Source organism: Clostridium luticellarii, from assembly GCF_002995845.1.
Classification (GTDB): Bacteria; Bacillota; Clostridia; order Clostridiales; family Clostridiaceae; genus Clostridium_B; species Clostridium_B luticellarii.
The window spans coordinates 62,339-82,938 of record NZ_PVXP01000004.1 but is presented as its reverse complement, the minus strand read 5'-3'; the positions used below and the strand labels follow the sequence as shown (position 1 = coordinate 82,938).

General features: G+C 35.8%; 21 protein-coding genes. 20 read left to right on the top strand and 1 reads right to left on the bottom strand.

Translation table 11 applies throughout. From position 1 onward, the window contains the following. Nucleotides 1–12 precede the first annotated feature (12 nt). The 6 genes from ftsZ to nrdR all read left to right on the top strand — a co-directional run bounded on the left by ftsZ (nucleotide 13) and on the right by nrdR (nucleotide 4,630). Entirely contained in the window at nucleotides 13–1,131 is a 1,119-nt protein-coding gene (ftsZ, locus tag CLLU_RS02850; protein WP_106008066.1) for a cell division protein FtsZ, read from the top strand. Between the two features lie 209 nt (nucleotides 1,132–1,340). Then, on the top strand, nucleotides 1,341–2,138 hold the full coding sequence (gene spoIIGA / locus CLLU_RS02845; RefSeq protein ID WP_106008065.1) for a sigma-E processing peptidase SpoIIGA: 798 nt from the start codon (nucleotides 1,341–1,343) through the stop codon (nucleotides 2,136–2,138). Nucleotides 2,139–2,189: 51 nt separating this feature from the next. Beyond that, nucleotides 2,190–2,897, top strand: a complete 708-nt coding sequence (gene sigE / locus CLLU_RS02840; protein ID WP_106008064.1) for an RNA polymerase sporulation sigma factor SigE — start codon at nucleotides 2,190–2,192, stop codon at nucleotides 2,895–2,897. Between the two features lie 73 nt (nucleotides 2,898–2,970). Beyond that, nucleotides 2,971–3,744, top strand: a complete 774-nt coding sequence (sigG, locus tag CLLU_RS02835; RefSeq protein ID WP_106008063.1) for an RNA polymerase sporulation sigma factor SigG — start codon at nucleotides 2,971–2,973, stop codon at nucleotides 3,742–3,744. 35 nt (nucleotides 3,745–3,779) lie between these two features. Next, nucleotides 3,780–4,049 (top strand): YlmC/YmxH family sporulation protein, encoded by a 270-nt coding sequence (locus tag CLLU_RS02830; RefSeq protein ID WP_106008062.1) that lies wholly within the window; start codon nucleotides 3,780–3,782, stop codon nucleotides 4,047–4,049. 125 nt (nucleotides 4,050–4,174) lie between these two features. After that, nucleotides 4,175–4,630: a transcriptional regulator NrdR gene (gene nrdR, locus CLLU_RS02825; protein WP_106008061.1), complete on the top strand. Its 456-nt coding sequence runs from the start codon at nucleotides 4,175–4,177 to the stop codon at nucleotides 4,628–4,630. 100 nt (nucleotides 4,631–4,730) lie between these two features. On the opposite strand, the gene CLLU_RS02820 is transcribed toward nrdR, so the two are convergent. Then, nucleotides 4,731–5,660, bottom strand: coding sequence for a S66 peptidase family protein (locus CLLU_RS02820; RefSeq protein ID WP_242977461.1), 930 nt, complete (start codon nucleotides 5,658–5,660; stop codon nucleotides 4,731–4,733). Nucleotides 5,661–5,878: 218 nt separating this feature from the next. Between CLLU_RS02820 and pgeF the strand changes: the two genes are divergently transcribed. The 14 genes from pgeF to spoIVA all read left to right on the top strand — a co-directional run bounded on the left by pgeF (nucleotide 5,879) and on the right by spoIVA (nucleotide 20,514). Then, nucleotides 5,879–6,613: a peptidoglycan editing factor PgeF gene (gene pgeF / locus CLLU_RS02815; RefSeq protein ID WP_106008059.1), complete on the top strand. Its 735-nt coding sequence runs from the start codon at nucleotides 5,879–5,881 to the stop codon at nucleotides 6,611–6,613. 56 nt (nucleotides 6,614–6,669) lie between these two features. Beyond that, a complete protein-coding gene (locus CLLU_RS02810; protein ID WP_106008058.1) occupies nucleotides 6,670–7,365 on the top strand; it encodes a response regulator transcription factor in 696 nt (231 codons plus the stop codon). Between the two features lie 11 nt (nucleotides 7,366–7,376). After that, nucleotides 7,377–9,098: a two-component system histidine kinase PnpS gene (gene pnpS, locus CLLU_RS02805; protein ID WP_106008057.1), complete on the top strand. Its 1,722-nt coding sequence runs from the start codon at nucleotides 7,377–7,379 to the stop codon at nucleotides 9,096–9,098. Nucleotides 9,099–9,263: 165 nt separating this feature from the next. After that, nucleotides 9,264–10,166 (top strand): phosphate ABC transporter substrate-binding protein, encoded by a 903-nt coding sequence (locus CLLU_RS02800; protein WP_106008056.1) that lies wholly within the window; start codon nucleotides 9,264–9,266, stop codon nucleotides 10,164–10,166. A gap of 74 nt (nucleotides 10,167–10,240) precedes the next feature. Further along, nucleotides 10,241–11,134, top strand: a complete 894-nt coding sequence (pstC, locus tag CLLU_RS02795) for a phosphate ABC transporter permease subunit PstC (RefSeq protein ID WP_106008055.1) — start codon at nucleotides 10,241–10,243, stop codon at nucleotides 11,132–11,134. Beyond that, nucleotides 11,134–12,021 carry a phosphate ABC transporter permease PstA gene (gene pstA / locus CLLU_RS02790; RefSeq protein ID WP_106008122.1) on the top strand — a complete coding sequence of 296 codons (888 nt, stop codon included), beginning with the start codon at nucleotides 11,134–11,136 and terminating at the stop codon, nucleotides 12,019–12,021. Before pstC ends, pstA begins: the two co-directional genes overlap by 1 nt. Nucleotides 12,022–12,033: 12 nt before the next feature. Continuing rightward, the gene (pstB, locus tag CLLU_RS02785; protein WP_106008054.1) at nucleotides 12,034–12,783 is read left to right on the top strand and encodes a phosphate ABC transporter ATP-binding protein PstB; all 750 of its coding nucleotides are present in this window, start codon (nucleotides 12,034–12,036) and stop codon (nucleotides 12,781–12,783) included. A gap of 66 nt (nucleotides 12,784–12,849) precedes the next feature. Further along, nucleotides 12,850–13,506: a phosphate signaling complex protein PhoU gene (gene phoU, locus CLLU_RS02780; RefSeq protein WP_106008053.1), complete on the top strand. Its 657-nt coding sequence runs from the start codon at nucleotides 12,850–12,852 to the stop codon at nucleotides 13,504–13,506. Between the two features lie 131 nt (nucleotides 13,507–13,637). Beyond that, nucleotides 13,638–14,261: a DUF47 domain-containing protein gene (locus tag CLLU_RS02775; RefSeq protein WP_106008052.1), complete on the top strand. Its 624-nt coding sequence runs from the start codon at nucleotides 13,638–13,640 to the stop codon at nucleotides 14,259–14,261. Beyond that, nucleotides 14,254–15,249, top strand: coding sequence for an inorganic phosphate transporter (locus tag CLLU_RS02770; RefSeq protein ID WP_106008051.1), 996 nt, complete (start codon nucleotides 14,254–14,256; stop codon nucleotides 15,247–15,249). Before CLLU_RS02775 ends, CLLU_RS02770 begins: the two co-directional genes overlap by 8 nt. A 35-nt stretch (nucleotides 15,250–15,284) precedes the next feature. Further along, on the top strand, nucleotides 15,285–16,619 hold the full coding sequence (locus CLLU_RS02765) for a DUF512 domain-containing protein (protein WP_106008050.1): 1,335 nt from the start codon (nucleotides 15,285–15,287) through the stop codon (nucleotides 16,617–16,619). 3 nt (nucleotides 16,620–16,622) lie between these two features. Then, nucleotides 16,623–17,939, top strand: coding sequence for a ribosome biogenesis GTPase Der (gene der / locus CLLU_RS02760; protein ID WP_106008049.1), 1,317 nt, complete (start codon nucleotides 16,623–16,625; stop codon nucleotides 17,937–17,939). A 2-nt stretch (nucleotides 17,940–17,941) separates the two neighbouring features. Continuing rightward, entirely contained in the window at nucleotides 17,942–18,940 is a 999-nt protein-coding gene (locus CLLU_RS02755) for an NAD(P)H-dependent glycerol-3-phosphate dehydrogenase (RefSeq protein ID WP_106008048.1), read from the top strand. 95 nt (nucleotides 18,941–19,035) lie between these two features. Continuing rightward, nucleotides 19,036–20,514 carry a stage IV sporulation protein A gene (gene spoIVA, locus CLLU_RS02750; protein ID WP_106008047.1) on the top strand — a complete coding sequence of 493 codons (1,479 nt, stop codon included), beginning with the start codon at nucleotides 19,036–19,038 and terminating at the stop codon, nucleotides 20,512–20,514. Nucleotides 20,515–20,600 lie beyond the last annotated feature (86 nt).

Sequence of the window (20,600 nt, the reverse complement as noted above, 5' to 3'; positions counted from 1 at the left end):
AGGTAAGGTATTGTGTTAGATTTTGATGTTGATGTTCAGCAGTTCGCTCAAATAAAGGTAATAGGATGCGGCGGCGGCGGAAACAATGCTGTAAACAGGATGATAAAAGAAGGACTGAAAAATGTTGAATTTATAGCTATAAATACAGATAAACAGGCGCTGATGCTTTCACAGGCATCACAGAAAATACAAATAGGAGACAAGCTTACTAAGGGACTTGGGGCAGGAGCTAATCCTGAAATAGGACAAAAAGCTGCAGAAGAAAGTAAGGATGAAATATCCCAGGCCATAAAAGGGGCGGATATGGTATTTATTACATCTGGCATGGGAGGTGGAACCGGTACTGGAGCAGCACCTATAATTGCAGAGCTGGCCAAATCAATGGGGATACTGACTGTAGGAGTGGTTACGAAACCTTTTCCTTTTGAAGGCAGAAAGAGAATGCTGAATGCGGAAAGGGGAATAAAGAATTTGCGGGAGAAAGTGGATACGTTGGTTACTATTCCAAATGAAAGACTTCTTTCCGTGGTGGATAAAAAAACTACTTTGATGGAATCTTTTAAATTTGCAGATGATGTTCTAAGGCAGGGTGTGCAGGGTATATCTGATTTAATAACTATACCTGGACTTGTAAATTTGGATTTTGCCGATGTAAGGACAATTATGATAGACAAAGGTCTTGCCCATATGGGTGTAGGTAAGGGAAACGGTGACAACAGGGCTCAGGATGCGGCAAAACAGGCTATATCAAGTCCTCTTCTTGAAACCTCCATAGTGGGGGCTACAGGAGTGCTTTTAAATATAACTGGAGGACAGGATCTGGGACTGCTGGAAATAAATGAAGCAGCTGAAATAGTTCAGGAAGCTGCAGACCCGGATGCAAATATAATTTTTGGAGCCGTTATAGACGAAGAAATAAAAGATGAAATAAGAATTACTGTAATAGCAACGGGCTTTGAATCAGATAAAGGCGAAAGTAAGGATACATCTTCTCAAACGGATGTAAATGACCATGGATCATCTCTGGGAATGCGAGATAGCAGAAATGAAGCAGCCGCTTCTGTAGAATATGAAAAATTCAATGAAAACAATCTGGAAATACCTGCTTTCCTGAGAAGGCAGAAAAAGTGATAAATTCACGGCGGACAGTTAAATGTGCGCCGTGAATTTTTTTTATCCAATTCTAAAGGATTGGGATACGACGGGAATAAAAAGAAATTTTGTGACATATTATAGAAGATAAAAATATTAAAAGAGATTAAAAAATGACAAAATTTTGAAATACATAGGTATATAATAAAAGTAAATAACAGGAAATAAGGGCGGAGGTGATTGCTTATTTGGTTGTATACTTGGATGTACTGATTTTAGTAAATTTGATAGTTGATTTTTTCCTGTTGTATATTACAGGCAGGACTTTGAAACTGAAAATGAGATTTAAATTCATGTTTTTGTCCGCAGCTATAGGCAGTATTTATACAATTACAATAATTTGCCCAAGCCTAAAACTGTTTTCTGCTTTCTATTTCAAAATCATACTTTCAATTTTACTGGTTTATGTTTCTTTTGGAAATAGGGGATTTATCAATAATCTGAAGATATTGACACTGTTTATCCTTTATTCCATGCTGCTGGCGGGATTATGTATATTTATTCAATATAACAGATATTCCTATGTGGATGGACCTGTTATAATCAATTTTCCATACCAATGGCTTTTTATTTCACTTATGATATTGTATATGACTTTGGACAGACTGTTGGTTTATGTGAAAGACAGAAACAAACTATACAAATTGATTTACAACGTGGATATCATATTCAAAAATAAATGCAGGACTGTCAGAGCCTTTCTGGATACTGGAAATGAGCTCAGAGAGCCGGCAACTAACCTGCCGGTGATAATAGTTGAAAGTTCTGTATTTGAAAATATGAATTTAGAAGGAGAATGTGAATTCTATATACCTTACAGAGTTATAGATGGAGGATGTGGAAGGCTTCAAGGCTTTAAGCCCGATGTAATAAGGATAGATCTGGGGGAGGAAATTGAATACAGGGAAGTTGTAATTGCCATTTGTCAGGAAAAATTAAGTAAACTTGGTGATTATCATGCTCTTTTATCCAGAGGAGTAATGTAAATGGTCACAATTTTGTAAATAGTAAAAAACAATTAATAGTGGAGGATGATTATGCTTAAGTTAAAAACATTGTTGAACAGAATACTCATAAGATTTAAGTTTTTGATAAAAGATATATATTATATAGGTGGCAATGATGTATTACCTCCCCCTCTGAGTAAAAAAGAAGAAGAGGAATTGGTCTCAAAATTGGTCTCTGGAGATGAGAAAGTAAAATCCACTCTTATAGAGAGAAATCTGCGTTTAGTGGTTTACATAGCTAGAAAATTTGAAAATACGGGAGTAAATGTAGAGGATTTGGTGTCAGTGGGAGCCATAGGACTTATAAAAGCAGTGAACACTTTTAACCCTGAAAAAAAAATAAAATTGGCCACTTATGCATCTCGATGTATAGAAAATGAAATACTCATGTATTTGAGGAGAAACAGTAAGGTGAAGGCAGAGATCTCTTTTTATGAGCCATTGAATGTGGACTGGGATGGAAATGAGTTATTGCTCTCTGACATTTTAGGAACTGATAATGATGTGGTCTATAGTTTTATAGAAGATGAAGTGGATAAGCAGCTTCTGGTTATTGCCATGAAAAAATTAAGTGACAGAGAAAAGGAGATAGTGAATTTGAGGTTTGGATTAAATGGCAAAAAAGAGAGGACGCAAAGAGAGGTGGCGGATTTGCTTGGAATATCACAGTCCTATATTTCCAGACTCGAAAAACGAATAATAAAAAGATTGAAAAAGGAAATAAATAAAATGTTATGAGGTTGTCTTTAGTATAAAATTTGGTCTCTTAGTAAATACTTAAAATGCTATATATTCTAAAGGGGCTGATTACATGATAATTAATAAGGTTGAAATCTGCGGTGTAAATACATCAAAATTGCCAGTTTTAAAGGGAAAGGAAATGAAAGAACTCTTAATAAAGATGCATCAGGGGGATAATAGTGCTAGAGAAAAGTTCATAAAGGGAAATTTAAGATTGGTATTAAGTGTAATACAGAGGTTTAATAATAGGGGAGAAAATGTAGATGATCTTTTTCAAGTAGGATGTATAGGACTTATGAAAGCTATTGATAACTTTGATTTAAGTCAAAATGTTAAATTCTCAACTTATGCGGTTCCCATGATTATAGGCGAAATAAGACGGTACCTGAGAGACAATAATTCTATAAGAGTAAGCAGGTCACTTAGGGATATTGCTTACAGGGCTCTTCAAGTCAGAGATAGGTTGATAAGAGAAAATAACAAGGAGCCCACTATATCCCAAATAGCTAAAGAATTGCAGATACCCAGGGAAGAGGTGGTATTTGCATTGGATGCTATCCAGGATCCGGTATCTCTGTTTGAACCCATATACCATGATGGTGGAGATGCCATTTATGTAATGGATCAGATAAGTGATAGAAAAAATGTAGATGAAAATTGGCTGGAGAATATAGCTATAAAGGAGGCTATGAAAAAATTAAACGACAGGGAGAAACTGATCCTCAATTTGAGATTTTTTGATGGGAGAACTCAAATGGAGGTGGCAGATGAAATAGGAATATCTCAGGCACAGGTATCTAGATTGGAAAAAACCGCGCTCAGGCATATGAGGAATTATATATAAAAAGATTTATAAAAAGGATGGAGGGGTGTACATATATGGATACGGAGGGTGATCTATTTTCCCTGGCTAATTTAAAGGATATGGAAATTATAGACATAAACACAGGTGCAAAATTGGGGTTTATAAAAGATTTAAAGATAGATTGCGATGAGAACAGGATAATATCGGTTATTTTACCTTCTCAGACTTCCAAGATGTCTTTATTCAGTAAAAGTGAAGATATAGAAATTCCCTGGGAAAAAATAAAAAAAATAGGAGTGGATGTGATTTTAATAGACGGCGAAAAACTATCGGATAAAATCTGAAAATTCTCTATTATAAGGTCCAAATCAATCTGGAAATTTCAATGGCTAAAAAGAAATTGTAGAATACTGAGCAAAAAGGTGTATAATTATTAATATAATATATTGTACAAAGGACGTGAATTGAAGTGAAATGCCCTTATTGTGGATATGGAGAGAGTAAAGTGGTAGACTCTAGATCTACAGATGATGATATGGCCATAAGAAGACGGAGAGAATGTTTGAACTGCAGCAGAAGGTATACTACCTATGAGAAAATTGAAAATGTACCCCTGCTGGTCATAAAGAAGGATATGAACAGAGAGTATTTTGACAGAAATAAAATATTGAATGGACTCATAAAAGCCTGTCAAAAACGACCTGTTTCAAGAAAACAGATTGAGAGTATAGCAGATGAGGTGGAGAAAAGAATAAATAATAAAATGCTTACGGAGATAAGTTCTTCTGAAATAGGAGAAATGATAATGGAGAGTTTAAAGAAGGTGGATGAAGTGTCCTACGTGAGATTTGCATCTGTCTATAGACAATTCAAAGATATAAATACTTTTATGGAAGAGATAAAGAATCTAATTTCCAACAAATAGCAACTATACTTAAAATAGGTGCTTGCTCAAGCCCTATATAGGGCTTGATATTTTTAGTTCCAGTGTCTAAATGATGCTGGCTTTTATTTTATTCAAACTTTTATATATGCACTGTTGGTTCAAGTATTGTCAGTGTATTGTTATAAGTGTTAAGATTAGCTTGAGCACCTATTGGTATAGCCATCTTGTATGTGCCATGTCCTGATGCTAAATTTGTCATGAGGGGCTTCTTCAATGGTACCATAACTTCATTGATTAAATTTTCATATGATCTTCCGTATGCAGACTCACAACTTGTGCATTGCCCCATAATGATACCTGCACAATCCCTGAGTTTACCTGCTAACATAAGGTGATTTATATGCCTGTAGACTGTATTGATAGGTTCATGGACTTCCTCAATTAATAGTATTTTTCCCCGGGTATCAACTTCAAATGGGGTGCCCAGGTTATCTACAAAAGATGTAAGGTTACCTCCTACTATAGTCCCTGTTACATTTCCGGGAACCCTGCTTATAAGAGGCATTCCAGGAGGATTTTCAAGTACCCTCGGTGATATAAGTGTAGAGGTAGCAGTGAAAAACTGATTCATGTTGTATGCAGGAGTAGTGGATTTAAAGTCTATTAAGAGAAGACTGTGAAAAGTAATTAAGTTAGCCCATATATACAAAACATTTAATAAGATTGTTATATCGCTGTATCCTGTGATGATTTTGGGATTCTGTGCAATGACAGAATAATCGAGATATGGTATGATGCCTGCAACACCTACTCCACCTCTTGAGGGTATAACAGCTTTCACTTCAGGGTTTTTAAACATTTCCATCAAATCAGAGGCCCTCTGTTGTTTTGAGGATGCAATATATCCACTGTAAGAATATACGTATTTACCCAAAATTACATTAAAGCCCATATTTTTAAGGGTCTGTACACCGGTATTGATGGCATCTGCAGATAATGGACTTCCTAAAGTGACTATTCCTATTGTATCCCCTGCACGTAAAATTTGCGGCCTTATTGCCATACCCATTCACCTTCTAAATAACATTATAATATTACTAGAATATTATATGAAGTTACTCAAATAGTTGTTAAGCATCAATATTGCTTAGTAAATGAATAAAAAGCAGCATAGAGAGGAGACTGCACAAACTTTTTCAAATTATTTCTAATGTATTATAATTTTTTCGTGAATAATGTTAAAATATATTTAAGGCATTTTTACATAAAATTAATTTGGAGGGTATTATGAAAAAATTTGCGGTTGGATCATATGAATTTATAATATCAGATTTAAAAGGGGCAAAAGCAGTATTTTCCACAGCCAAAAATGATTTGAATTTTAATAAGACAAAAAGTGAAGGGAGAAAAAATATAGAAAATTTAAAACAGTGGTTTAAATTAAAAAATATAGGATACTTAAATCAAATTCATGGATGTAATATTGTGAATTACAGCAATAATGTAGAAGATGCAGATGGTATAATTACAAATAGACCTTATACAGCAATAGGAGTTTTTAATGCAGATTGTGTGCCAGTACTCATATATGATGAAAAGAAAAAAGTTATAGCTGCAGCTCACAGCGGCTGGAGGGGAACATTGTCCTGCATTGTTTCTAGAACTATTGAAAAGCTTAAGGAAGAGTATGGCAGCAAAGCTGAAAATTTGAAGGTATGTGTGGGCCCTCATATTCACAGCTGCTGTTATGAGGTAGGGGAAGAACTTAAGAATAAATTTAAAGCTGATCCTTTCTACAGGGATAAAAGTCACATATTTAATGGTAGAAATTTGGATTTGAAAAGGTGTATATTATATCAGCTGGAAGAAAAAGGAGTTAAAGTGGAAAATATAAATTATCCGGATATATGCACAGTATGCAGTAAGGAATTACAATTTTATTCTTACAGAAGAGATAAAGGTGCTGGAAGAATGTTTTCATTTATTTATCTGGATCCTTTTGATAAAAAAGCTGATTTGTAACTTTTGATTTTAAATTGTCAACTTATTAACTTTTAATTCCACAAGGAGGGAATATTGTGTCACAGAAAAAAATATTGATAGTAGATGATGAAGAGCATATTTGTGAACTCATAGGATTTAATCTTAGGAAAAATGGATACAATACTATTGTATCAGGTAATGGATCGAATGGACTTAAGCTTGCGAGGGAAGAAAAACCTGATCTTATTTTACTGGATGTTATGCTTCCGGAACTGGACGGCTATGAGGTATGCAAGGAAATAAGAAAAGACAGTGTAATATCTTCTACTCCAATAATAATGATAACTGCCAGAGGTGAGGAGTTTGACAAAGTGCTTGGACTTGAGCTTGGAGCGGATGACTATATAACAAAACCATTTTCCATAAGAGAACTGGTGGCCAGAGTTAAAGCCGTGCTCAGAAGGACAGAGGTAAAGACCATAGACAAAAATTATAGATTTGGAAATATAAATATAGATTTTGAAAAGCATGAAGTCACCAGGAATGGAAATAAAATTGAGCTGACTTTAAAAGAATTTGAGCTTTTAAAAATACTCATAGAAAACAAAGGAAGGGTCATGACCAGGGATTTTTTGCTGGATAAAGTTTGGGGATATGAATATGTGGGAGAGACCAGGACTATAGACGTGCATATAAGGCACTTGAGACAGAAAATAGAGGAGATGGATAAAAAACCTAAGTATATAGAGACCATTCGTGGAATTGGTTATAGATTCAATTCAGAAGAATAGCCGGTGATAAAATGAAAAAAAAATTAATGATTTCCATGTTGTCTACTCTTATATTTAGTATGGTCATAACTACTTTACTGTTTGTAATTATTGAAAATCATGAGTATATTGAAAATATGAAACGAATTTTAAAGTTGAATAATGAAATCATAATAGATGTAATAAATTATCAGTTTTCAGGAAATATAGATACTTTTTCGATAAAACATTTTAAAAATACACTTACAAGGGAGACTCTTATAGATAAAAGTGGAAAGGTAATCGGTGATTCAGTGGCCCCGGAAAAAAGCATGGCTAATCACAATTCGAGAAAAGAAGTGCAGGAAGCTAGAAAAAATGGAACTGGATATGATATAAGGTGGAGTGACACTACAAATAAAAAGACCCTGTATTTTGCCACTGTATTTGGAAATGGATATGTGATGAGAAGTGCCGTTACAATGCAGACGGTTAAGGGATTTGAAGGAAATTATCTTAAATGGTATATACTCGTAGCGTTTTTTTCCATACTGGTGTCACTGTTGTTTGCTGAGAAATTTTCGAAATCCATAGTGAAACCCATTGAAAGACTTCAACATATAACTTTCAACATAGCTGATGGGAATTTTGACAGCAGGGTAAAAATAAGTTCCAGTGATGAGATAGGACAGCTTGCCAGAAATTTTAACAATATGGCGGATAGACTTCAGACTACCTTTGAGGATTCCATAGATAAGCGAAATAAATTGGAAGCCATATTAAAGAGCATGGATAACGGGGTAATAGCCGTAGATATGAATTATAGGATAATAATGATAAATCCATATGCGGAGAGGATATTTGGAATTCACAAGAACATAATAGGTGAAGAGCTGCTTGATGGAATAAGGGATTTTGAACTAGAGGATATATTCAAAGGTGAAGAGGATAATTACAGGGAGATTAAGATACTCTGGCCTAAGGAGAGGATTCTCAGGGTTAAGAGAGCCAGTATTATAAATGGCAAAAAAAATATAGGAAAGGTAGTTGTAGTTCAGGATATAACAGATATAAAAAAATTAGAAAATATGAGATCCCAATTTGTGGCCAATGTTTCCCATGAATTAAAAACACCTCTTACTTCTATAAAAGGATTTGCAGAGACATTAAAATATGTGGAAGATGAAGAGGATAAAAATAAATTTTTAAATATAATAAATGATGAGGCGGATAGACTGACGAGACTTATAAATGACATACTGACACTGTCTCATATAGAAAACAGTAAAATGAACAAATCCAAAATAGTTGGAGTAAACCATATGATAGAGAATATATGCTGCATGATGCAGGCCTCCGCAGAAAAAAAACATATAGCTATCAGAAATAATCTGTGTGAGGAACCCAATATATGGGGAGATGGAGATAGATTTAAGCAGATGGTTATAAATCTGGTAGACAATGCTATAAAATATACAGACAACGGAGGTCAGGTTAAAGTCAGCACGGATATTAAGGACGGCAGTTACTTGATTTCAGTGGAGGATAATGGAGTTGGAATTTCAAAAAAACATCAGGAGAAATTGTTTGAAAGGTTCTACAGGGTGGATAAGGCCAGATCGAGAAGTGCAGGAGGAACAGGGCTTGGGCTTGCTATAGTAAAGCATATAGTCCTGGGATTCAATGGTACTATAGAACTTGAAAGTGAAGTTGGAAAAGGTAGTAAATTTACCATTAGAATTCCTTTGGAATCAAGTGAAGATTCAAATATGTAATTTTTAGATTAATATGAAATATGAAGGTGAAAAAGCATATTTTTACCTTATGTTAATTTTAATTAACATTGCTATAATAATGCATTAACCTTCATGTTATATTATAAAAAATGTGATGAATAATAAGAATATTACATATTAAATTTTGAGGAGGTCTATAGTATTATGAGAAAAAAAGGTTTTAAAAGCCTTATCGTAACACTAGCCGTTGTTTTAATAACAGGAGTGTTTGCAGGTTGTGGTGGAAATACCGGCGGCGACAGCAGCCAGGGAAATACTACTAAGGATGATAGTAAGAAAGAATTGTCAGGTTCTATAACTCTTGCAGGTTCTACAGCACTTCAGCCGTTGGCAGAGGAAATTGGGAAGTCATTTCAGCAGAAGAATCCTAAAGTTACCGTCAATGTACAAGGCGGAGGAAGTGGTACAGGACTTAATCTGGCACTTGAAGGAACTGCAAACATAGGAAACTCCGATGTAACTGCAGAATCCAAATTGGATGCAGACAAGGCAAAGCAGCTGGTAGATCATCAGGTCTGTGCTATAGGTTTTGCAGTAGTAGTAAATCCTAGTGTTAAGGTTGATAATTTGACTAAGGATCAGATACAAAAAATATTTACTGGAGAGATCACAAACTGGAAAGATGTAGGCGGAGATGACATGAAGATAAATGTAATAAACAGAACCAAGTCATCCGGAACAAGAGCTACATTTAAAGATACAGTAATGGGTGGTAAAGATGAAAAAGAAGGTCTTGGTACAACTCAGGATTCAAATGGAAATGTTGAAAATGCCATTAAGACTACAGAAGGATCAATAAGTTACCTTGCACTTTCTTATTTGACGGATTCAGTTAAAGCAAATGTTAAAGCTTTGAAAATAGAGGGTGTAGAAGCTACTTCAGAGAACATAACTGCTAAAAAATATCCTTTCTGGTCTTATGAGCACATGTATACAAAGGGAGAAGCAAAAGATCCTGAAAAAGCTTTTATAGATTATGTACTCAGCGACGAAAATACTGAAACAATAAAGAAACTTGGATATATACCTATGAGTGAAATGAAATAGAGATTATTTTGAATATTTTACTGGCTAGATGTAAGGTTACCAGCCAGTAAAATATAATATTGAGGTTGGTGAGTATGAGAAAAAAATTGTTGTGGAATAAATTTAAGAATGAATACATAGGAAGAGGATTTGCCACATTTTGCGGTATTATGATTATAGTTCTCACACTTAGTATAATAATTTTTATAGCTTCAAAAGGTTTAAGTACATTTGTGAAAAGAGGATATCCTCTAGCACAATTTTTGTTTACATCCAGGTGGGTACCAGATGCCAGCAGCCCTAGACTGGGTGCTGCTATATTTTTTGTGGGATCTACATTGGTCTCCATAGGTGCTGTTATAATAAGTGCTCCTATAAGTATAGCACTGGCTGTATTCATGAATTATATATCTCCTAAAATAGGCTCTAAGATACTGCAACCTTCTCTGGAATTATTTGTGGGCATACCTTCTGTTGTATATGGCTGGATTGGATTCAGTGTACTGATCCCGTTCTTGAAAGCACATTTTGGAGGCATTGGATTTAGCCTGATTGCCGGAATACTGGTGCTCAGTGTCATGATACTGCCCACTATAGCAAGTATTTCAGCTGATGCTTTAAAAACAATTCCGAGGGGTTACATGGAAGCCTCCTATGGACTTGGAGCAACCAGGTGGCAGACTATAGCGAAAGTTATAGTTCCATCTGCTAAAAATGGCATATTGACAGGCGTGGTGCTTGGACTTGCGAGGGCTTTTGGTGAAGCTCTAGCAGTGCAGATGGTAATAGGAAATACTATAAGATTTCCGGGAGGTCTTCTCAGTCCTACGGCCACACTTACAAGTATTTTGACCATGGATATGGGTAATACTGTATCTGGAACCGCATGGAACGATGCACTGTGGTCTCTGGCATTATTTCTTTTGATAATTTCATTTGCATTTATATTGATAATAAGAGCTATAGGAAAAGGAAGTGAAATTAAATGATGAATGCCAAAAGTAAGGATAAAATTTGGACTGGAGTTTTGTATGGTGTGACGGCTTTTATAGTAGCTCTTCTGGTTGCCTTGATAGGGTATATATTGTTTAAGGGAATTGGTTTTTTTAAACCGTCTTTTTTATTTGGAGATCCAAAATTCGGGCAGACAGGAGGAGGTATAGGAGCCCAGCTCTTTAATTCCTTCTATATGCTTGTGATTTCTCTTATAATTAGTGTGCCTTTTGGAGTGGGTGCAGGCATATATCTGGCCGAATATGCCAAAAAAGGTGTGTTTTTAAACGTTATAAGGCTTTGTATAGAGACTATGGCTTCACTTCCTTCCATTGTGGTTGGATTGTTTGGTCTTCTTATATTTGTAAATGCCACCCAATGGGGATTCACTCTTTTATCCGGAGCTCTTGCCATATCGGTATTGAATCTGCCGGCTTTGACCAGGGTAAGCGAAAATGCTATAACTGCAGCCTCCTATTCTGTAAAAGAAGCAAGTCTTGGATTAGGTGCAACCAGGTGGCAGACCATATCAAAGGTTGTTATTCCGGCAGCCATACCTGCAATTTTAACAGGTGTAATACTTGCAGCAGGAAGGATATTTGGAGAGGCAGCAGCTCTTTTGTATACGGCAGGTATGAGTGCTCCTAAATTGAATTTTTCATATTTCAGTCTCATAGACAGCGGTTCTGCTTTCAGCATAATGAGACCTGCTGAGAGTCTGGCGGTGTATATATGGAAGCTCAATTCAGAGGGAATGGTGCCGGATGCAGCTGATATTGCCAATAAAGCCTCTGCGGTTTTGATAATTATGGTGTTGTTGTTTAACTTTTTGGCAAGAATAATAGGCAAAAAAATATATGAATCCTATACGGGCAAGAAGTAGGGAGGAAAATCAATGGATATAATACAGACTGAAAATCTCGATCTATACTATGGAGCTGTTCAAGCTCTTAAAAAAGTGAATTTAAATGTGAAAAAAAATTCAGTTACAGCACTTATAGGACCTTCTGGATGCGGGAAATCTACATTTTTGAGAACCTTAAACAGAATGAATGATTTAATAGATTCAGTTAAAATTGAAGGAAAAGTTTTATTTGAAGATAAAGACATATACAGGGATTATGACGTGATAGATTTGAGGAAGAGAATTGGAATGGTATTTCAAAACCCAAATCCATTCCCAATGTCCATATATGACAATGTGGCATATGGCCCTAGGGTTCACGGTATAAATAATAAAAGTAAATTGGATGAACTGGTGGAGAGTAGTTTAAAAGGTGCGGCAATATGGGATGAGGTTAAAGATAGATTGAATAGAAATGCACTGGGACTCTCAGGAGGACAACAGCAGAGACTTTGTATAGCCAGAACTCTTGCCGTAGAGCCGGATGTGCTTTTAATGGATGAACCTACTTCTGCTCTTGATCCTATATCCACTCTCAAAATAGAAGAACTTATGGACACGTTGAAGAAAAAATACACTATAATAATAGTAACGCATAATATGCAGCAGGCAGGCAGAATATCCGACTATACCGCTTTCTTCCTAAATGGTGAAATCATTGAAGACGGTAAGACTGAAAATATTTTCTACAAACCCAAGGAAAAAAGAACGGAAGATTATATTACAGGCAGATTTGGATAAGATTATATGCTGTAATTTGTTATAGCAATAAATAATTTATAAGGTATAAGGGAGGTGCGGTGAATAATGACGAGAAGTGCATTTGACAGTGCATTGCAGGAAATTCACAATGATGTGCTCAGAATGGGAAGTATGGTTGAGAAGCAAATTCATCAATGTATAGAATCACTTGTGAATCAAGATGAAGAATTGGCGGAGCAGACCATAAAAAATGATGATCTAGTAGATGCCCTGCAGAGGGAAATAGAAGATAAATGCATAAAGCTGACTGGAAAAGAGCAGCCTCTGGCCATAGATCTAAGAACAATATTTACGAATTCCAAATTGGTGATGGATCTTGAAAGAATGGCAGATCATGCAGTGGACATAGCTAAAGTGACTTTGAGACTCAAGAATGAGAAATACGTAAAAAGACTGACAGATATACCGAAGATGTCCAATGTAGTGAAGGACATGATAAAAGTTGCTTTAGATTCATATGTGCAGAGGGATCTGGAGAAAGCCTATGAAGCCTGCAAAATGGATGATAAAATAGATGCGTTATTTAAAAAAATATTTACTGACATGATTAAGGTTGCCGAAAAGGATGAAGGCAAGGCAAATCAGATAATTCAACTGGTGCTTGTATGCAAGTATCTGGAGAGAATAGCCGATCGTGCCACGAATATATGTGAGGGAACAATATATTTAGTGACAGGAGAGCAGAAAGATCTAAATGAGTAAAAAGTAAATATATGTAATTTTTGAGTTTTAAGCACATACTGCTTAAAACTTTTTTTATTTAATTTCAACCTAATTTATGGTATACTTTATTAGGTCGAAAATGAATATTTTCAATAATCAGGAGGTATATAATGTTTACTTTTACTCCCAAGGAAGATAAATTTTATGAATTTTTCATACAGACGGCGGATATTGCCTACAGGGCATCAAAACTGCTGCTGGAATTTTTGGGCGATTTGGAAAATGCAGAGAAGAATTTGAAAAAATTAAAAGAAGTGGAACATGAAGGAGACAGAAAGCAGCATGAAATACTAGAACAATTGAATAAAACCTTTATTACTCCATTAGATAGAGAGGATATATATATAATAGCCAAGGATATGGATGATATTGTTGACTTTATAGAATCCACTGCCAACAGGTTTGTTATGCTGAATGTGAATAAATGTACCGAAGAGGCATGTCAATTGAGCCACATGATAGTTGAATCCTGCAAAGAAATAATAGAGATAATGAAAGAATTGAAAAATATGAAGACAAGCAAGAAGCTCCCACATATGATAATAGATGTAAACAGAATAGAAGAACAGGGAGATGTGGTTTCAAGGGGAGCTATTGGAAGTTTATTCAGATCAAATATGAAGGTTTTGGATGTTATAAAGTGGAGAGAAATATACCAGTACCTTGAAAATACATTGGATGCCTGTGAGGATTTGGCGAATGTTATCGAAGGAGTAGTAATGAAAAATGCTTAGTTCTTTGACTTTGACTGTAATAATAGTTATAATTGCAATAGTATTTGACACGATAAATGGTTTTCATGATAGCGCCAATGCCATAGCCTGTTGTGTGTCCACCAGAGTTATGACTATGAGAGAAGCTGTTTTAATGTCGGCTTCCCTGAATTTTATGGGAGCTTTTATGAGTGTAAAAGTTGCTGAAACGGTAGGTAATGGAATAGTAAATCCCAATGATGTTACTCAAGAAGTAATTATAGCTGCTTTAATGGGTGCTATAATCTGGAATTTGATAACCTGGTATTTTGGTATACCAAGTAGTTCCTCTCATGCACTCATAGGAGGATTAGTGGGGTCTGCTGTTGTCTATAAGAGTTCTTTTTTAATAATCAATTGGTCAGGACTTTTTTGGAAAGTCATACTCTGGCTTATATTATCACCAATAATAGGATTTATAGTAGGGTATATATTTATGAATATAATGAATCTGGTGCTCAGAAATACCAGACCTCGTGTAGTTACGAAGGTTTTTTCAAAGGCCCAGATATTTTCAGCTATGCTGGTGGCTTTAAATCATGGTGGAAATGATGCACAAAAAACTATGGGAATCATAACCATGACATTGGTGAGTGCCGGATTTCTCGCTGAATTTTCAGTACCCCTATGGGTAAAGATATGCTGCGCCCTGTCCATGGCATTGGGAACAAGTCTTGGAGGGAAAAAGATAATAAAGACCATGGGTTCTAAAATGGCAAAAATGGCACCGATAAATGGTTTTTCAGCGGAAATGGGAGCTTCGGCGGTAATATTTACAGCCACTATGTTTGATGCACCTGTCAGTACAACTCATATAATAACCACAGCTATAATGGGAGTCGGTTCTGCTAAAAGATTCTCTGCAGTGAGATGGAGTGTGGCCAAGGATATAGTTGTAACCTGGATATTTACTATACCAAGTTGTGCCGTAATTTCGGGAATTCTTATATTTTTATTGAGTTTGTTTTAAAAGTTATAATAAATATTTAATTAGGGGTCATATAGATGAAAAATAGAATTAAGGCAGTCAAAACTGGAAGTATTGCAGAGGAAATGGGAATAGAAATTGGAGATTGCCTTTTATCCATAAATGGTATTGAGGTTAAGGATATAATAGACTACAAGTTTTTGATGAGTGATGAATATGTAAAAATAGAAATAGAAAAGTGCAGTAAAGAGATATGGGAACTTGAAATAGAGAAGGAATATGATGAGGAACTAGGTGTGGAATTTGAAGAGACCATTCTGGATAAACCCAGAAGCTGTCATAATAATTGTATTTTTTGTTTTATAGCCCAGCTTCCACCTGGCATGAGAAAAACTCTCTATTTTAAGGATGACGATTCCCGTCTGGCCTTTCTTCAGGGAAATTTTGTAACTCTTACAAATATGACTGAATGGGATATAGATAGAATAATCAAGTATAAAATCAGCCCAATAAATGTATCTGTGCATACTACAAATCCAAATCTTAGGATAAAGATGATTCAAAATAAATTTGCAGGAAATATATATGATTTGCTGAAGAAGCTTACTGAAAATGGAATAAAAATTAATTGTCAAATAGTACTATGTCCCGGTATAAATGATGGTGTGGAGTTTAGGAGAACCGTGGAGGATTTGTATAAACTGTATCCTGGAATTTTAAATGTTGCAGCAGTACCTGTGGGAATTACTAAATACAGGCAGGGACTTTTTACACTTAGGCAGTATGACAGAATTTCAGCAGAAAATCAGCTGCAAATTGCAGAAGAACTTCAGTGCAAATATGAAGGAGAAATGGGCTCGCCATTTGTAAGGCTTTCTGATGAATTCTATCTCATTTCATGTAAAAAAATTCCGAATTCCACTTTTTATGGAGATTATGGGCAGCTGGAAGATGGAGTGGGTATGGTGAGGCTTTTTAGAGCGAACATAGACAGGGAAATTGATCATCTAAATACTCATATAAAAGGTAATTTTACTTTTTTGACCGGGGATCTGGCATACAATGACATAAAAAATGCGGCTGCTAAAATATCAGAAAAAAATCCCGATATTTTAATTGATGTAAAAAAGATAATAAATAACTTTTTTGGAAACACTATAACTGTGGCGGGGCTTATTACTGCAGAAGATATAACATACCAGCTTAAAAATGAAAGTCTTGGCAGGTATATAGTCATACCGGAATGTATGTTGAGAAAAGGATATGAATTTTCAGATTCAAAAGACAGGGTATTTTTAGATGATGTAACTTTAGAGAAACTGGAAAAAACTTTAAAAAGAAAGATACTTGTATGTGATTATACAGGAAAGGATCTAATAAAGATCATAAATGAAAATGGTGAGGTGAAATGATAAATGGGAAAACCAATAGTAGCTATAGTGGGAAGGCCTAATGTAGGAAAATCAACTTTGTTTAATAAATTGGCGGGAAAGAGAATATCCATAGTGGAGGATACACCTGGAGTTACCAGGGACAGGGTATATGCAGAGGCGGAGTGGCTGAAATATAATTTCACCATAATTGATACTGGAGGAATTGAACCGGAGGAAAATGATATAATATCTCTTCAGATGAGAAGACAGGCACAGATGGCAGTTGAGGTTGCAGATGTGATAATATTCATAGTGGATGGCAGGGAAGGACTCACTGATTCTGATAAAGAGGTTTCCCAAATGCTCAGAAAAAGTAAAAAGTCAGTGGTGCTTGTAGTGAATAAAATAGATAGTGTAAAACAGGAAGTTTCTGCATATGAGTTCTATAATCTCGGCATAGGGGATCCTATAGCCATTTCAGCCTCTCAAGGACTGGGACTGGGTGACATGCTGGATAAGGTAGTGGAGAATTTTAAAAACCACAGTGATGAACAGGCCGAGGAGGAATATGTTAAAATAGCTTTTATAGGAAAACCCAATGTGGGAAAGTCATCTCTTGTGAACAAACTGCTGGGTGAGGAGAGAGTTATTGTGAGTGAGATTCCGGGCACTACCAGGGATGCTATAGACAGTTACCTCAATACGGAGGAAGGCAAATTTTTATTGATAGATACGGCAGGCATCAGAAGAAAGAGCAAAGTCAGAAAAGAAGTGGAAAGGTACAGCGTCATAAGGACCTATGCAGCTGTTGAAAGAGCAGATGTCTGTGTACTAATATTGGATGCTACCCAGGGTATAAGTGAACAGGATGAAAAAATAATAGGATATGCACATGAATTGAATAAGTCCATCATGGTTATAGTAAATAAATGGGATTTGATAGATAAAGACACGAAGACTGTAAATATGTACAAGAATACTTTAAATAAAAGTCTTTCCTTCATGATCTATGCTCCCTACCTCTTTATATCTGCAAAGACAGGACAGAGAGTACATAAAGTGCTGGAACTGGTGAAAATCTGTTATGAAAATTATTGTAAGAAAATAAAGACCGGAGTGTTAAATGACATTATAAGCAGGGCTATTATGATGAAGGAACCTCCAGTGGTAGGAAATAAAAGACTGAAGATATATTACGTCACTCAAATAGATATCAAACCTCCTACCTTTGTGTTTTTTGTAAATGATCCTAATTGTATTCATTTTTCCTATGAAAGATATATAGAGAATCAATTGAGGGAAAACTTCGATTTTACAGGCACTGGAATAAAATTTGAATTTAGGGAAAGGAAGGATTAAATGTGGGTTTATCCGTATCTTTTTTAGGAGGGGGCAGCTTTGGAACGGCCCTTTCTGTAATGCTTGCTAAAAAGGGAGTTCAAGTGAACTTGTGGGACAGAAAAAGTACTATAGTGGAAGATATAAATGTGAAAAGGGAAAATATAAAGTATCTACATAAAGTATTGATTCCAAAGGGCGTAAAGGCATCTACCGATGGTGAGAAAGTGATCAAAAGCAGCGATATCTTGGTTCTGGCGGTTCCCTCCCAGGCAGTAAGGGAAGTGTGTGGAAATTTTAGTCAGTTTATAGATAAAGATCAGATAATTGTAAATATAGCTAAGGGAATAGAGACAAAAACAGGGGAAAGGCTTTCACAGGTCATTGAAGAAGAACTGCCTGAAAACAAAGTGGTAGTTCTTTCAGGACCCAGCCATGCGGAAGAAGTGGCTCTTGATATACCCACCACGGTGGTTGTATCTTCAAAAGACATGGAAGCCTGCAGAAAAATTCAAAATTTGTTTATGACAAATAAGTTTAGAGTATATACCAATGAGGATACAGTTGGAGTGGAAATTGGCGGTGCTGTCAAAAATATAATTGCACTGGCAGCTGGAATTTCAGATGGCATAGGTTACGGAGACAACTCAAAAGCAGCCCTTATGACCAGGGGAATTGCAGAAATAGTTAGAATTGGAGAAAGACTTGGAGGCAGGAGGGAGACTTTTTCGGGCCTTTCAGGTATAGGGGATCTCATAGTTACCTGTACCAGCATGCACAGCAGAAATAGAAAAGCAGGGATACTTATAGGACAGGGAAAATCAGTAAAAGAGGCTGTTAAACAAGTTAATATGGTGGTTGAAGGTATATCAGCCTGCCAGGCTTTCCATGAGCTGAAAAGTAAGTTGAATGTAGAAATGCCTATAACTGAAGCACTCTATGAAATACTTTTTCTGGGAAAGGATCCCAGGTACACCGTATATGAACTTATGACAAGAGCCAAGAAAAGTGAGGTATATTAAAATTAATTTTGACTTCATATGAAATAATATGTAATAAAATATGCCCTATGAAAATATATATATACTGTTAATATTAGATTATTGGAGGGTATATTTTGGAAAACTTTAATATATACAAAGATATTGCAGAGAGAACTCAAGGAGATATATATGTAGGAGTTGTAGGCCCTGTTAGAACTGGAAAATCCACTTTTATAAAAAAATTTATGGAAATAATGGTGCTTCCCAACATAGATAATTCTTATAAAAAACAGAGAGCTAAAGATGAACTGCCCCAAAGTTCTTCCGGAAAATCAATTCACACTACGGAACCTAAATTTGTTCCCAATGAAGCTATAGAGATAAGTTTAAACGAGAGTACTAAATTCAAAGTAAGGATGGTGGACTGTGTAGGGTATATAGTTAAAAGTGCGCTGGGGTATATGGAGGGAGAAGAGGCCAAAATGGTCACCACACCCTGGTACGATTATGAAATACCTTTTGAAGAAGCTGCTGAGATTGGAACTAAAAAGGTAATAAATGAACATTCAACCATAGGAATTTTGGTGACTACAGACGGATCTATAACGGATATAGACAGGGAAGACTACGTGGAGGCGGAGGAAAGAGTTGTAAATGAGCTGAAATCAATAAATAAGCCTTTTATGATAATCTTAAATTCGCAGCACCCCTATGAGCCGGATACCATGACTTTAAAGAAAGAACTTGAAGGCAAATACGATGTACCTGTTCAGTGTATGGATGTGCTCAATATGAGGGGAGAAGACATAACAAATGTATTCCAGAAAATATTAAAGGAATTTCCAATCAAGGAAATAAATATTGACATGCCGGAGTGGATAGAAAAAATGGAACCATCTCATTGGCTTAAATTGGACTTTATAAATTTGATAAAGGAAATGTGTCAAAGTGTATACAAAATCAGAGATATAGTGAAATCCGTTGAGGGGTTTGGCGACGTGGAGTTTGTGGGAGATTCCCAGGTAAAGGAAATTAACATGGGAGAGGGTACCGCCACCATTAATCTAAATCCAAAAAAAGATCTTTACTATAAGATATTGGGTGAAATCTGCGGAAAAGAAATTCAAGGAGAAAATGATCTGCTGAACATAGTTAAGGAAATGAACAGTGCTAAAGTCGAATACGACAAGATTTCCAGAGCCCTGAAAGATGTAAGAGAAACCGGCTACGGATTGGTGGCACCACAGCTTTCTGAAATGAAGCTGGAAGAACCTCAAATCGTTAAGCAGGGAAATAAATTTGGAGTTAAACTAAAAGCCAGTGCCCCTTCACTGCATTTTATAAGAGCAGATATCGAAACTGAGATTTCACCTATTATGGGTACAGAGAGGGAAAGTGAGGAAATGGTGAAATCGCTGCTGGAACAATTTGAAAGTGATCCTTCTAAAATATGGCAGAGCAATATGTTTGGAAAGTCACTGGAAATATTGGTGAAGGAGGGACTTCAGAACAAACTCTATAAAATGCCGGAGGATATCCAGATTAAAATACAAAAAACACTGCAGAAAATTATAAATGAAGGCAATGGAGGACTAATATGCATTATACTTTAAATTTTCGCAATGTATTCTGAAATAGTTGTTTTACCGAGATATGGTTGTCTTGAAATTGGATTTTCAAGCTTAGAGCTTCAGATAAT

What these genes read in the sequence shown, in the direction of transcription:
- sigE (WP_106008064.1), top strand. Translation starts at nt 2,190, where the DNA reads ATGCTTAAGTTAAAAACATTGTTGAACAGAATACTCATAAGATTTAAG.
- sigG (WP_106008063.1), top strand. Translation starts at nt 2,971, where the DNA reads ATGATAATTAATAAGGTTGAAATCTGCGGTGTAAATACATCAAAATTG.
- CLLU_RS02830 (WP_106008062.1), top strand. Translation starts at nt 3,780, where the DNA reads ATGGATACGGAGGGTGATCTATTTTCCCTGGCTAATTTAAAGGATATG.
- CLLU_RS02820 (WP_242977461.1), bottom strand. Translation starts at nt 5,660, where the DNA reads ATGGGTATGGCAATAAGGCCGCAAATTTTACGTGCAGGGGATACAATA.
- pgeF (WP_106008059.1), top strand. Translation starts at nt 5,879, where the DNA reads ATGAAAAAATTTGCGGTTGGATCATATGAATTTATAATATCAGATTTA.
- pnpS (WP_106008057.1), top strand. Translation starts at nt 7,377, where the DNA reads ATGAAAAAAAAATTAATGATTTCCATGTTGTCTACTCTTATATTTAGT.
- CLLU_RS02800 (WP_106008056.1), top strand. Translation starts at nt 9,264, where the DNA reads ATGAGAAAAAAAGGTTTTAAAAGCCTTATCGTAACACTAGCCGTTGTT.
- pstC (WP_106008055.1), top strand. Translation starts at nt 10,241, where the DNA reads ATGAGAAAAAAATTGTTGTGGAATAAATTTAAGAATGAATACATAGGA.
- pstA (WP_106008122.1), top strand. Translation starts at nt 11,134, where the DNA reads ATGAATGCCAAAAGTAAGGATAAAATTTGGACTGGAGTTTTGTATGGT.
- pstB (WP_106008054.1), top strand. Translation starts at nt 12,034, where the DNA reads ATGGATATAATACAGACTGAAAATCTCGATCTATACTATGGAGCTGTT.
- phoU (WP_106008053.1), top strand. Translation starts at nt 12,850, where the DNA reads ATGACGAGAAGTGCATTTGACAGTGCATTGCAGGAAATTCACAATGAT.
- CLLU_RS02775 (WP_106008052.1), top strand. Translation starts at nt 13,638, where the DNA reads ATGTTTACTTTTACTCCCAAGGAAGATAAATTTTATGAATTTTTCATA.
- CLLU_RS02770 (WP_106008051.1), top strand. Translation starts at nt 14,254, where the DNA reads ATGCTTAGTTCTTTGACTTTGACTGTAATAATAGTTATAATTGCAATA.
- CLLU_RS02765 (WP_106008050.1), top strand. Translation starts at nt 15,285, where the DNA reads ATGAAAAATAGAATTAAGGCAGTCAAAACTGGAAGTATTGCAGAGGAA.
- der (WP_106008049.1), top strand. Translation starts at nt 16,623, where the DNA reads ATGGGAAAACCAATAGTAGCTATAGTGGGAAGGCCTAATGTAGGAAAA.